The organism is Shewanella sp. SW24 (assembly GCF_025653395.1).
Taxonomy (GTDB): Bacteria; Pseudomonadota; Gammaproteobacteria; order Enterobacterales; family Shewanellaceae; genus Shewanella; species Shewanella oncorhynchi.
This window is the reverse complement of record NZ_JAKKSH010000018.1, coordinates 1-12,496: the sequence shown is the minus strand read 5'-3', so window position 1 is coordinate 12,496 and position 12,496 is coordinate 1. Positions and strand designations below refer to the sequence as shown.

The following is a 12,496-nucleotide window of genomic DNA, read 5'->3' as shown; positions in this document are numbered from 1 at the left end:
TAGAATTAACCTCGATTGGTCTCTGGCTGGAAGATTTCAATGTATGCGTCTGAACGCATTTCGTCTAGCCAGTTTTGCAGTTCTTCGTTAAATTTGCGACGGAAGATCAACTGGTGCGCACGGTTGCTATTGAACTGATCTGTGGCGTCGGTTTTTCTGCGTTCTTCTAATTGAGTGATATGCCAACCGTGAGTCGTACGGAATGGCTCACTAATTTGGTCGTTTTTCAAACTATTGAGCGTTTGAGCAAACTCAGGTACGTAAATGCTTGGTTCTGCCCAACCTAATTCACCACCTTTTGTGGCCGAACCAGGATCTTCTGAGTACTGACGCGCTAGGTCTTCAAACTTAGCTTCACCTGAGCGGATTTGTTTCAGGAATTGCTCAAGCATGGCTTTAGCGCGGTCTTCTGACAGGATCGGCGATGGCTTGAGCAAAATGTGGCGCGCTCTAACTTCTTCAATTTCTTTGGTTTGTAGGCCGCGAGCATCCATGATCTTAATAATATGGAAACCTGCACCACTCTTAATCGGGCCGATAATGTCACCCATTTTCGCACCGTTAATCACTTCGGCGAACAGAGTTGGCATTTCGTTGATGTTCATATAATCCCAAATACCGCCTTCGAGTGCCTTAGGACCTGAAGAAGAAGCGATAGCGGTACGACGGAAATCCTCACCACTCTTCAAACGTTCTAATACGATATTGGCGCGTTTGCTTGATGCTTCGAGTTGTTCACTGGTGGGGTTATTAGGCACGTCAATCAGGATATGGCCAATTTGGTATTCCACATCTTTCATCCCTTGTTCTTGGATGAGTTTGACTAGGCTAGTAATTTCCTGTGGTGATACTTGAATGCGGCGTTGTACTTGAATACGTTGAATTTCACCTAGAGTGATTTCTTCGCGCAATTGTTCTCGGTATTGGCTGAAACTTAAACCTTCGCTTTCAATTTTTTGTTGCATCTGTGCGACAGACATTTTTTGTTCGCGTGCGATGTTTTCAATCGCTTGGTCTAGTTGTAAGTCTCCAATATTCAGCCCTATACGACTGGCCATTTGCAATTGTAGGCGAGTTAAGATTAAACGCTCAATCACCTGAGTGCGCAGGGCACTGTCAGAAGGTAACGATTGGTTTGCTGCTTTGGCATTCGCTTTAACAGTGTCAATCATGTTAGTGATTTCACTTTCGAGCACTATGCCATCGTTAATTTGGACTGCAACGCGGTCTAGCGGCTGGGGGGCGGCCAATGTAGGTTGGCTGATCGCGAGTGCAAATAAAGCAAAAATCAGATGTTTACTGGGTTTCATCCACAAAATCCTTGGCACGTTCTAAGGTCAGGTTCGACGGCTTAATTGAAATAACTTTACCATTTATATCGAAATTACAGTGAGTTGCCCTAATGTAATTTTTTGGCGACGCATTTGAGTGCAAGGTTAGACCTTAAGATCCGTTTTTATTCGCTTTAGCAAAAGGTGAACGGTAAAGCACTCATTAATCTGTTTGGACTCTGAGTCCTTGTTGAGGTTCAGCAATCTATCACAATTCTTTGCTAATTCCTCAGATAAAGCGGTTTTCTGTAGTTAAACAGGCCGTCATTGAGCATATCGGATACGCCTAATGGGCCAGAACCACCGAGTCCCTTAATGATTAAGTTCAGGTAGACACCACTATCAAACTGCTCACGAGGATCAATTGTGGCAGAACCTATGTTGTCGTCATAGTTGGTTTTAATGCGGTAATGATAACTAAGTCTTACTGCGTAACAGCATGATTCGTACTGGATACCTGTGTAAGTTTCAATACTGCGGCTTTCGTTAAGGTCATAATACCAATTACCAACAAAGTAGAGGTCGTCATTGATTGGCCAAGCGCCACGAACGCCCGCTTGGGAGATGTTCACTGTATCATTGGTATTTGAGTTCAATAAATCTGGGACATAGCGATAGCTAAATTGCAGCAATTTATTCGCTTCAGGTCTGAAATCTAAGGTGACTTCAGATTTTTTATTGTCACTGGTGTTGGTATCGTACTGAATCGCAGCCCCCATATACCAATCATGGGACAAGCGGGTATCTAACTCTGCAGCAAGTACTGAAGTTGATTGATTTGACTCAAAAATACTGTCTTCGTAACCGACTTTACTGTCTTGCAGATAAAAAATTTGTCCTAGACTGAATTTAGTGGCTTCTTGGTTGTGACTATCAAACAGGCGTGTAGTAACACCTAGAGTGACTTGATTTGCATCGGAAATCCTATCCAGACCCGAGAAGCGACGATCACGGAATAGACCAAAGTAGTCGTCCTGTAATTGAGCCGTATCATAAATGCCTATGTTGCGTTGATCTTCGTAGCCGACATAAAGATATTGAAATTGTGGCTCGAGCGTTTGGCGGTAGTTTTGATCGAAAAGCTCAGTAAAACGTTCGAAGTTGATTTGACCATTAATCCGTACCTGCGGGATGGTGCGATTCACTGTGTCGTCAACAACTATGTCTGGATCTTCGTTATGCTGCCAATAATTGGTCTGCATCAACTTAACTTGACTGGTGAGCGAGCCTGAAGGCCCATGTATTGGCAGAGTTACGCTTGGTGACATGTACAAACGAGTCGCCGTATTAACATTGTTGTCCTGATGGGCAAAATTCGTTAGCTCCGAATTGAAACCAAAATCTAAATTGTTCCAAAAATCAGCAGCGCGATAGTTAAAGTTAACCTGAGGCATGACTTGATATGGTTTTTCATCCTCACCCAGTACTTTAATATCTTGTACTCGGGTGCTTAGATCCCAGTTACTTTCGAAGTAGCTGATTTCACCTATGCGTGATAACTGGTTATCGGTTGCACGGTTAACATCTGACTTTAAGTCATTGAAATAGTTGTTATCTGATACATCGGTAAAATTCGCTAATACACGCCAATTTTTGTCGATCGCCCCTTGATGCTGCCAGTTATATAAGTAGCGATTCGGGCTACCATCGATCAATTGGTCATTGCCTAGATATTCTAAATTGACTCGGCCATTTTGGGCCTCACCCGCCAGATAACCAAACTCTGTTTTAGTGAATAAACCACGGTTTGACATATAGCTAGGTGTAAATGTTAAATCGTACTCTGGGGCAATATTCCAATAATAGGGTGCGGAAATTTCGACACCATCAGTAGTACTAGTGCTAAAACTAGGGTAGAGAAAGCCAGATTTACGTTTGTCTGAAACGGGGACTGTCATGTAGGGAATATAGAATACAGGTACACCGCCAATTCTTAGTTTGGCATTCCAAATTTCGCCCCATTCTTCTTCACTGTTGATCTTGATCTTTTCGGCCTCGAGTAGCCAAGACACATTGTCAGGAGGGCAAGTAGTGAAGTTGGTATTCGTTAAAATTAAATTGTTATTGATAGTAATTTGCAGTTTTTCGGCATCACCGTGAACTTGTTGGCCATGGATCCAATATTGTGCGCCTTTAAGGGTGGCACGGTTTGTCCGCATTTGAGCTTGTAAGGATTCGGCTGTAACGGTGAAGTTACTGTCTTGAAAGACTAAATTACCATTGGCATCAAACTGTTCAGTAGCTTGATCTAAAATCGCCTCATCGGCTGCTATGTGCCTATCGCCTTGGCTAAAAACCACATCGCCACGGAAAATCGCCTGCTTCCCCATTTCGGCATTGGTGTTATCAGACGCAATACGAATTTTGTTGAGTTCAGCCGCACTCATCCCTTGGGTTTGAGATACGATACGGGGTACTGGCGGTTCGATTAAGCATTGGGATGCCGAAGCGGTTAGAGAGTCGTCTGCCAGGACTAATTGCGGTAACAGGCTCAGGGCCAGAAGGTATCGGATCTGCATCTTTAGGTCAGTAATTATGATTTCTTATTCTGGACAAGTATGGATGGGGAAAGTTGCAATTGACAAACGCAACATCGCTTAATAAATCTCTCAATTTCTTAGCTGTTTCCAAATTCTATGCCAGCTATAATAAAGCAATTTTTCTTTAAGAGCCATGAAATGACTTTATCCGATCCGAGATTTCTTTCCCTTAATCAGTGGCTGAATGCTTATTTTTCCTGTGAGGTGATGCCTGTGTTGATTTCCGGAGACGCAAGTTTTAGGCGTTACTTTCGGATTTCGATGCCCGATGCCACCTTTATCGCCGCCGATTCACCGCCTCAGTTAGTGCCTATCGCCCCCTTTATTGCACTGTCGAATGCTTATTCAGCCGTGGGACTGACAGTTCCAAAAGTAATCCACGCCGATGCCGATTTGGGTTTTATGTTGATGAGTGATTTGGGCGATACCCAACTCTTATCTGTATTGACGGTACAAAATGTGGAAGGGTTTTACCGTCAGGCGCTCGATTTATTACCGCAAGTGGCCGCTGTGATTGAGTGCAAGAATCTTGATAGCGGTTTAGTTCAGGCATTACCTAACTACGATGAAGCCTTTGTGCGCCGTGAATTACACATCTTTACTGAGTGGCTGTTAGGAACACATCTTAATTTGTCTTTGGACGCTGCTGAGTTGCAATTGCTGAATGATACTTTTGATCGCCTCGTCGGCAATGCGCTATCTCAACCTAGTGTGGGAATGCATAGGGATTTCCATAGCCGTAATCTTATGCTGCAAGCGGACAAGCTGTGCGTGATTGATTTTCAGGATGCTGTCGTTGGTCCCGTGACTTACGATGCGGTATCACTACTACGCGATTGTTATATTCGTTGGCCGCAGCCTTTAGTCGCAGACTTGATGCGGTATCATTATCAGCAAGCATTAGCGCTTAGTTTTATTCCCGCACAGACTCCTTTTGAGCAATATCAAACTTGGTTTGATCTCATGGGCTTACAGCGCCACATTAAGGCTGTGGGGATTTTTGCACGGTTAAATTATCGCGATAGTAAACCTGCGTATATGGCGGATATTCCACTGACATTAACGTATATTGTCGACATCTCGCTGCAGTATCCCGAACTCGTGCCATTTGCACACTGGTTAACTCGTCGTGTGTTACCTGCGTTTACTGTGAGTCAGTCTTCATCTGAGGTTAAGCAATGAAAGCCATGATCTTGGCCGCTGGACGAGGGGAAAGGTTACGGCCGTTAACGGACAGTTTGCCTAAACCTATGGTGCCAGTGTTAGGTAAGCCACTGATTGTTTATCATATTGAAAAACTTGCCGCGATAGGCATAGTCGATATCGTCATCAACCATGCTTGGCTAGGGCATAAGTTAGTCGAAGCTCTGGGCGATGGCAGCACTTTTGGGGTGCGCATTCGGTATAGCGCTGAAGAGAGTGCGTTAGAAACCGGCGGCGGTATTAAACGCGCTTTGTTTTTATTGTGTGAGGACGGAAGCGACGAACCTTTTTTAGTGATTAATGGTGATGTGTTTATTGATGCTTTACCGCCAATCACGCAACTGGCAGCGGATAGGCTCGCTCACTTATGGTTAGTGCCTAATCCTGAGCAGCATCCAAATGGCGATTTTGCTTTGAATGGTCATCAAGTGCAGGAGCGTGGCGATGTTAAGTACACGTTTTCGGGCATGGGCATTTATCACCCTGCGCTATTTCATGACACGCCGCAGGGCGCCTTTGCACTGGGTCCGTTGTTGAGATCGCAAATGGCTCAAAACAGAGTTAGTGGTGCCTTGTTTAATGGATTTTGGTGTGATGTCGGTACCATTGCACGATTGCAAGCGCTTGAACTAAGGTTACAAAGTAACAAGTAAATTTCGGTGCTGGCATATCCATAGGATTAAGCTAGTGCATCAAATACATAATAGAAATCAGGAAATAAGATGCGGCTTTGGGGTAAGTTTTTTGGATTTGTCATTGGCTTTATGTTCGGCCGTATTTTTGGTGCACTGCTAGGTTTGTGGCTCGGTCATCTTTACGATAAGCGTGCAGCATCGGGCGTGGGTTTTCGACAGATTCTAGGGCAGGCTAAGAATCGCCAAGCCATTTTCTTTAATACCACATTTGCAGTAATGGGGCATGTGGCGAAAGCATCAGGACATGTTACCGAAACCGATATTCGCATTGCGACCTTATTAATGGATCAAATGCGTTTAACGGGGGAAGCCCGTAAAGAGGCGCAACAGGCATTTCGTGAGGGTAAATCGGCGGATTTTGATCTGCGCAGCAGCTTACAAGCTTTCCGTGTTATTACGATGGGACGCAAAGAGTTAGTGCAGATGTTCATCGAAATCCAGATCCAAACAGCACTGTCTGATGGTGAATTGGATCCCGCTGAGCACGCTATCTTGATGACGATTGCTCAAGAGTTAGGTTATGGTCGAGCGCAGTTAGATGAATTACTTAAACGCTGGCAGGCGGAGTTTCGTTTCCATCAAACATCGAGTGGCAATAAAACATCGATTACTGATGCCTACAGTTTACTTGGCATTACGAACGAAGCTAGCGACCAAGAAGTTAAACGGGCTTACCGTAAATTGATGAATGAACATCATCCCGATAAGTTAGTGGCGAAAGGGTTGCCACCGGAAATGATGGAGCTCGCTAATCGTAAGGCTCAGGATATTCAAGCAGCCTATGACAGAGTCAAGTCTGAGCGCGGTATGCGTTAGCCTTGATAAAATTGGTTTTTGTAAAAGATAAGGAATTCATTATGAAAAACACTTACCGTTTGTTGCTGTTGGCGAGTTTGTTACCTGTGGCTATGTCTACACAGGCCGAGGTGTTTATCGCTCCTTTTGGTGGTTATAGTCTGGGGGGCGGTCAATTTGATGTGAATCAATATGAGGTCAACACAGATCAAACTGGTGATAAGGCCGATGTGAAGGTCGAGGAGTCGAGCCATTACGGTTTGATGGTGGGTATTGGCACCAATGATCCCGGTAATATTTATCTTTTATATAGTCATCAAGCCTCTGAACTGAAAAGTGGCGGCTTGTTTACGCCAGACTTTCTTACCTCGTTAGATTTAGATTACATCCACTTGGGTGGCACTTTATATTTCCCCCGTGGCGATATCCAGCCCTATGTCACCGCCAGCGCGGGGATCACCCGCATGCTGCCTAGCGGTTGGTCGAGCGAAACGCGTTTCTCCATGGGGATTGGTGGCGGGGTAGAGTATCAAGTGACGCCACACTTTGGCCTGTTTGCGGATATTCGGGGTTATGCGACTTTTATCAACAGTGACACTTCGCTGTTTTGCAATGAAGATGAATGCCTATGGCACATTACGTCGGATGTGATGTGGCAGGCTCAGGCTAACCTTGGGCTCAAAGTCAGTTTTTAGATTTAACGCATCGTCTTAAAAGGAGATTTAGTGGCATGAAAATAGTCGTACTTGATGGTGAAACCTTAAATCCTGGCGATCTCAGCTGGCAATCCTTAAATGAATTAGGCGAGTTTGCGTGTTTTCCCCGCACAAGTGGCGCTGATATTGTCGCGCGAGCCCAAGGTGCTGAAGTCATTCTCACCAATAAAACGCCCTTGAATGCAAAGACGCTAGCGCAACTTCCTAGTCTCAAATACATAGGCGTATTAGCCACGGGCACGAACGTTGTCGATATCGCGGCAGCTAAAGCGCAAGGTATAGTGGTCACTAATGTGCCCGCTTATGCGCCTGATGCCGTTGCGCAAATGGTGTTTGCCCATATTCTGCATCACACCCAAGCCGTGGCCGCCCATCATCAAGCTGTGGTCGATGGCCAGTGGGTGAACTGCCAAGATTTTTGTTTTACTTTAATGCCGTTGCAATCTTTAAAAGGCAAGACTTTAGGCTTAATAGGTTATGGCGATATCGGTCAGCAGGTGGGAACGCTCGCCCTCGCATTCGGGATGAAAGTTCTTGTCAATACTCGTTCAATCATCAAGGATTTACCCCAAGGCGTGATGTGGGCGCAACGTGATACTGTGCTTAGCGAATCAGATATTATTTCGCTCCATTGCCCGCTAACACCAGAAACTGAGCAATTTATCAATCAACAAACCCTCGCCTTGATGAAGCCTAATGCGCTGCTGATTAATACAGCGCGCGGTGGATTAATTGATGAAGCCGCGCTTGCTGCTGCGCTGGCTCAAGGCAAGTTATTTGCCGGCGTGGATGTGTTATCGACCGAGCCGCCCACTGCAGATAATCCCTTACTGCATGCGCCTAATATCAGCATCAGCCCGCATAATGCGTGGGCGACGAAGGAAGCAAGACAAAGTCTACTCAATATCGCAGTGGCGAATGTGCACGGTTATTTACAGGGTGAAGTGATTAACTGCGTGAACAAGTAAAGCGGTATGCGTCTTTCTCTCTTTTCATCATGTCGATGTTGAGAGAGAAAGACGTAAATGGTTATTTATTATTGAGTTTTTCTTCTACGCATCCACCACACACCCAATAAGCCTGTGAGGGCTAATACGCCAAATACGACGGGCTTTTTCAGCTTGTGGTACAGGGCGTTCCATTCTGCCATTTCATTCGCCTGCGCTCGTTTTACTGCACCGTCAAAATCGGGCGCTTCACACTGCAAACCAAAGTTCTCGGCCCAAGGCACAAAGGGGCCGTTGGCGACGTATTTTTTGTAGTAACGTAGGGCAAGTTCTTGATCTCGATACAAGACCCAACCTGTGGCTTGGCAGAGTAGCGCTGCATAGGCTTGGCTGTTGTGGGGTACATGATCCGATGCCTTGTTGGCTAGTTCTGCTGCCGTGTAGCGATAATGGAAGCGTTTATCGGGGATTGCTTGGCTGGCACTGATCCGCAGCTGTTCTTTCTCAGCCAGTTTGCTCGGTTCATTCCAATCACTTAGATCGAAGACACCTTGGTAAATAGTGTAATCTGGGGCTAATTCAAACCCTAAGAGTTCCATGCCTTGGTGGCGGGCAAGTTCGGCAACAGCCCAATAGGCTTTCGCGCTATCAATGCCTTTTGTTTTTTTCGCGGCATTCAACTCTGTGCCGTAGGCAAGGGCGCTGGCATTCAGTTTAGGATTAGGGAAGTAAACTGGCGCTTCAGCTATCGCGCCTTCGCGTAATAGCCTGCGACCTAGCAAGTAGCGTAAGCGATTGTTAATCGGCTCTATATTATCGTACCAGTCGCTATCTTTAGGGTATTCGAAGGCGATAAATGGCACATGTTCGTCGATAAATAACTTAAGTTCAGCCGTGGTGAGCACGCGCTCCGCCACATAGGCTATGTCTTGCCAGTATTCGTCGCCGCTGGCGAGTAAGTGATTGAGCGCATCGACATATTCGCCGCGCTCTAGGGATAACACCCCTTGCTCGGCGCGAATACGGCAGTAAGTGGCTTTATCTTCATCGGCATTAATGGCTTGCTGCTGAGTCTCTTCGGCATCAACTGTAGCCAATGCTTCATCGGATTGTTTGGGGAAGTGACGCGCCGCCTGAGCATAGGCCTTGGCCGCTTCTGCTTGATCGCCCTTTTGTAGCATTAATTTTGCGTTGAGCCACCAAGTGAGGCCGCTCGGTTTCGCTAGCGTTAATAGGCGCTCAGCACTGGCATAATCCCCTAACTGGTAATAAATCGCCGCTAATTTATCGCCATGGTTGAGCTGTAAGCCATCGGTTGGAAATACTTTAAGGAGCTCAGCAACCTTTAATCCCATTTCTGAAAGCTGGCCATTGTAGGCGAATTCATTAGTGCTGCTTTGCCAATAGGCAATCAATAACTGCTGCACGCTCGCCTGTTGCAGCAGCGGCTTAAGTTCAGCAATCTCTTTACCCATCAAAGTGCGGCTTAACATCAATAAGGAATCATAACCGCCGCTATCGCCCTGTACCGATTGGGTGGCATAGAGCTCAATAGCTTTATTCAGTGCATCAGGGGTGAGAGTCATTTGCAGCTCTGACTCAGTTTCACCTGCCCCTTGATTGGTCAATTGCGGGAGCGGCTGGCCTTGGTGTAGCAGGATATAGGCTTGCTCACCTAAGCTCGCTAAACTCAAACGCAGGGGATCGGCGACGCCTTGTGCGACTTCGGTTTGTAATTGTGTTAGGTAAGTATTGGCACGATTAAAATGTTCAGGATCAGCCGAAGTCTTGCTTAAGATAAGCTCAATACGCGACAGCGAATAGAGTGCCCACAGGCTACGAGATGCGCGTTCGTTTTGTGGTAATTTAATGATTTTGCTGAAATAGTTACTCGCCCTCTCATAATCTTTTGCTTCAAACGCTACGGCACCTAAGGTGTACCAAGTTAGCGCTTGTGGTAGATCTTTGTCTAATTTAGCGGCCATTTGCTCGGCTTCAATGGGACCCGTTGCATCCCGCAAAGTGTTCACTAAGGCCAAATGGGCATCACTTAACTCGCTGTTTTCAAAGGCGCGAGTTTGTGAAAGATAACGGCTACGCACTTCATCCCAGAGATATTCCTGTGCAGCGGGTGCATCTTGATACTGCCAAGGTAAAGGCTTGGCGAGGGCGGTTAGCTGCTGGCTGAAAGAGGTTTGCGGTAAATAACTGAGATTGCTCTGCCTATCCTGAGTGAGTTGCAAAGGAAAATCGGGGCCGCAGGCCAATAGCATAGGGGAAAATAAGCTTAAACAAATGAGCGTGGTCTTTTTAAGCATAAAAGCCCGATTGGGTGTTGCCATGGTAAACGATAGTTTTGGCTTATGGCGCATAAATTCCCTGTAAATATAATGACTCACAACGTGCCCAGCCTATCACTTTTTGGCCGCTAGGGTTGAGCATGTGTGTTTGAATGTCTCTGTTTGATTGCGGCATAGGCATGATTGCAGTGCGTGAAACTGTTTTGGTTGGTGTCAACGCTGCTGTATTCTCAGCTCGCCATTGCCACGTTAACAGCCCATCTTTTTGTATTACGCTATAGCCATTTTGCGCATCATACCCGCTGCAAGCTTGTCCCGCTAGCGACAAAAGAGGAGGAATTTCACCTGCAATATTACCGTGATTCATTAAGCTCAGTTGGAATAGCTGTGGCTTGTGGATTTCCAGATTTTTTGGCTTATTTTCAGCGGCTAATGTCGTTTGGGTTGTGGCCTTGTTATCGCTTGAGATCACTAATTCAATCTTGGCGGCAAGTTCACCTTGCTGTGCAACGGCGATTAAGGTGTTGAGTAGCCAAACCCTTTTATCCCCTTCCAGCGGCAGCCGAAACCAGACAATGCCTCTGAGTTTGGCATCTTTTTGAGTGTGTAGTTTTTGCACAAAGGCTTGTAATACTAGAGGATCGGCCATCAGTTCCTGTACTGCATTGGCTGATTTGAGTTGATCGCGCAGCGGTGTTTCACTTTCAACTTTATAACCTGAAGCTGTACTGATGACCGCCGAACCATAGGCGGGGAGCGCAATAAGGTAAGGCACAGTGCTGATATTTGAGAGTTGCTGCACCCACTGCCAACCTTGAGTCGCATCGAATAGTCCGAGGCGTGGATCGCTTACGCTGTGAATTTGTAGCACCAGTTCATCAATACTGGTGAGTAACACGGGAAAATCGGCGCTACTGAGCCAAGCGGGCAGTGCAGTAATGCTGAGTTTGAGTTCTGCGGGTAACTGCGCTTTAAGCTTTTTAAGAAAATCCCGATAGGCTGGCAGTTTACTGTTGGCACTGTCGTGGTCGATTTCCACCCCAGCGATTTTAGTGCCTTTAGCCTGCCAGCTGTTAAGTACTTGGCTGATTTTACTGATGATCTCAGCATCATTGAGTCGAGTAAGTTGGCCATCTAAGCGAACCACAGCGATTTTGGGTCTAGGATCGGCCTGTAGCCAAGTGTGGTTAACGGCGACCTCAAACCAAATATCGGCACCATTGGGTTTGGGGTGTGCCTGCAGGGCTAAAATGCGTAATCCTTGGAATGCGTCTTGGCTTTGCACTAAGGCCGTTTGGTTGGCGGGGCGCCATTGGCGCTGCCAGATATAGACTTGCTGCGAAAGTGGCGCTCGAAGCGTTGTTGCTTCTGCAGCGGCTTTTGCTGCGACACTGGTATTTGGGCTAGCCGTGATTTCACTGGGGTTTGATGCTGGCTGGCAGGCGCTCATGAAGAGGGCTGTGCTCAACAAAGCGCCTAACAGCCATTGATTTCGGCTCATGTTTTTAACCAGATTGCCTATGCCCATACTACAGTTATCGATTCCGTTTTGAGTGAGGCATTACTATGCCCGAAAAATGCGACTTATACATCGCGGTCAAACTTCTGATAATGCCCACTAGCTTGGTTTTCCTTTTGGTGCCTTGTTAATCAACCTGAGATCGGTTTAACAAGCCATAACTGTAATAGCATTAAACTCTGCGTTAGTGATGTTCAGTTATGGCTTATTGTCTTTCAATTGATAGGCGATGAGTCCCGCAATCATGTTGAGCATAAAACCATGTACGCTGCGGTGTCTAGAGTGCTCTATTTGAGAGATGTTTTTTAACTGGTCGTTGATGGTTTCTATGATGAAACGTCTCGACAGCATCGCTCTATCCCACAACGACATCGCTTTTACTTTCATATTCTTACGCACGTTTGTCACCAGTGTGATGCCTTTCTCCAGCAATTCACTGGACAGTGCTTT

At 46.2% G+C, this 12,496-nt stretch carries 10 protein-coding genes; 5 read left to right on the top strand and 5 right to left on the bottom strand.

Features of this window, described 5'->3' with window-relative positions; all coding sequences use genetic code 11:
• Window positions 1–5: 5 nt before the first annotated feature.
• The gene (gene surA, locus L5M17_RS15000) at window positions 6–1,310 is read right to left on the bottom strand and encodes a peptidylprolyl isomerase SurA (protein WP_105249993.1); all 1,305 of its coding nucleotides are present in this window, start codon (window positions 1,308–1,310) and stop codon (window positions 6–8) included.
• A 242-nt stretch (window positions 1,311–1,552) separates the two neighbouring features.
• Window positions 1,553–3,850 carry an LPS assembly protein LptD gene (lptD, locus tag L5M17_RS14995; protein WP_263148337.1) on the bottom strand — a complete coding sequence of 766 codons (2,298 nt, stop codon included), beginning with the start codon at window positions 3,848–3,850 and terminating at the stop codon, window positions 1,553–1,555.
• Window positions 3,851–4,009: 159 nt separating this feature from the next.
• Between lptD and L5M17_RS14990 the strand changes: the two genes are divergently transcribed.
• The 5 genes from L5M17_RS14990 (at window position 4,010) to L5M17_RS14970 (ending at window position 8,248) form a co-directional block, all read left to right on the top strand.
• Window positions 4,010–5,053: an aminoglycoside phosphotransferase family protein gene (locus L5M17_RS14990; protein WP_263148336.1), complete on the top strand. Its 1,044-nt coding sequence runs from the start codon at window positions 4,010–4,012 to the stop codon at window positions 5,051–5,053.
• The gene (murU, locus tag L5M17_RS14985) at window positions 5,050–5,727 is read left to right on the top strand and encodes an N-acetylmuramate alpha-1-phosphate uridylyltransferase MurU (RefSeq protein ID WP_263148335.1); all 678 of its coding nucleotides are present in this window, start codon (window positions 5,050–5,052) and stop codon (window positions 5,725–5,727) included. Before L5M17_RS14990 ends, murU begins: the two co-directional genes overlap by 4 nt.
• A gap of 69 nt (window positions 5,728–5,796) precedes the next feature.
• The gene (djlA, locus tag L5M17_RS14980; protein ID WP_113939902.1) at window positions 5,797–6,585 is read left to right on the top strand and encodes a co-chaperone DjlA; all 789 of its coding nucleotides are present in this window, start codon (window positions 5,797–5,799) and stop codon (window positions 6,583–6,585) included.
• 41 nt (window positions 6,586–6,626) lie between these two features.
• Window positions 6,627–7,259 carry an outer membrane beta-barrel protein gene (locus tag L5M17_RS14975; protein ID WP_028761520.1) on the top strand — a complete coding sequence of 211 codons (633 nt, stop codon included), beginning with the start codon at window positions 6,627–6,629 and terminating at the stop codon, window positions 7,257–7,259.
• A 35-nt stretch (window positions 7,260–7,294) separates the two neighbouring features.
• Window positions 7,295–8,248 (top strand): D-2-hydroxyacid dehydrogenase, encoded by a 954-nt coding sequence (locus tag L5M17_RS14970; protein ID WP_263148333.1) that lies wholly within the window; start codon window positions 7,295–7,297, stop codon window positions 8,246–8,248.
• 68 nt (window positions 8,249–8,316) lie between these two features.
• Here the strand turns inward: L5M17_RS14970 and L5M17_RS14965 are convergent, their stop codons facing one another.
• The 3 genes from L5M17_RS14965 to L5M17_RS14955 form a co-directional block, all read right to left on the bottom strand.
• Complete coding sequence (locus L5M17_RS14965) at window positions 8,317–10,599, bottom strand: hypothetical protein (protein WP_263148331.1); 2,283 nt, start codon at window positions 10,597–10,599, stop codon at window positions 8,317–8,319.
• Window positions 10,589–12,055, bottom strand: coding sequence for a DUF3142 domain-containing protein (locus tag L5M17_RS14960; protein ID WP_263148329.1), 1,467 nt, complete (start codon window positions 12,053–12,055; stop codon window positions 10,589–10,591). The genes L5M17_RS14965 and L5M17_RS14960 overlap by 11 nt, the downstream gene beginning before the upstream one ends.
• A gap of 189 nt (window positions 12,056–12,244) precedes the next feature.
• Window positions 12,245–12,496 (bottom strand): transposase (locus L5M17_RS14955; protein WP_263148328.1); only part of this gene is annotated, 252 nt, incomplete at its 5' end.

Bases quoted from the DNA above. Each gene is read 5' to 3' on its own strand.
- djlA (WP_113939902.1), top strand. From the start codon at position 5,797: ATGCGGCTTTGGGGTAAGTTTTTTGGATTTGTCATTGGCTTTATGTTC.
- L5M17_RS14975 (WP_028761520.1), top strand. From the start codon at position 6,627: ATGAAAAACACTTACCGTTTGTTGCTGTTGGCGAGTTTGTTACCTGTG.
- surA (WP_105249993.1), bottom strand. From the start codon at position 1,310: ATGAAACCCAGTAAACATCTGATTTTTGCTTTATTTGCACTCGCGATC.
- L5M17_RS14990 (WP_263148336.1), top strand. From the start codon at position 4,010: ATGACTTTATCCGATCCGAGATTTCTTTCCCTTAATCAGTGGCTGAAT.
- L5M17_RS14965 (WP_263148331.1), bottom strand. From the start codon at position 10,599: ATGCGCCATAAGCCAAAACTATCGTTTACCATGGCAACACCCAATCGG.
- L5M17_RS14970 (WP_263148333.1), top strand. From the start codon at position 7,295: ATGAAAATAGTCGTACTTGATGGTGAAACCTTAAATCCTGGCGATCTC.
- lptD (WP_263148337.1), bottom strand. From the start codon at position 3,850: ATGCAGATCCGATACCTTCTGGCCCTGAGCCTGTTACCGCAATTAGTC.
- L5M17_RS14960 (WP_263148329.1), bottom strand. From the start codon at position 12,055: ATGGGCATAGGCAATCTGGTTAAAAACATGAGCCGAAATCAATGGCTG.
- murU (WP_263148335.1), top strand. From the start codon at position 5,050: ATGAAAGCCATGATCTTGGCCGCTGGACGAGGGGAAAGGTTACGGCCG.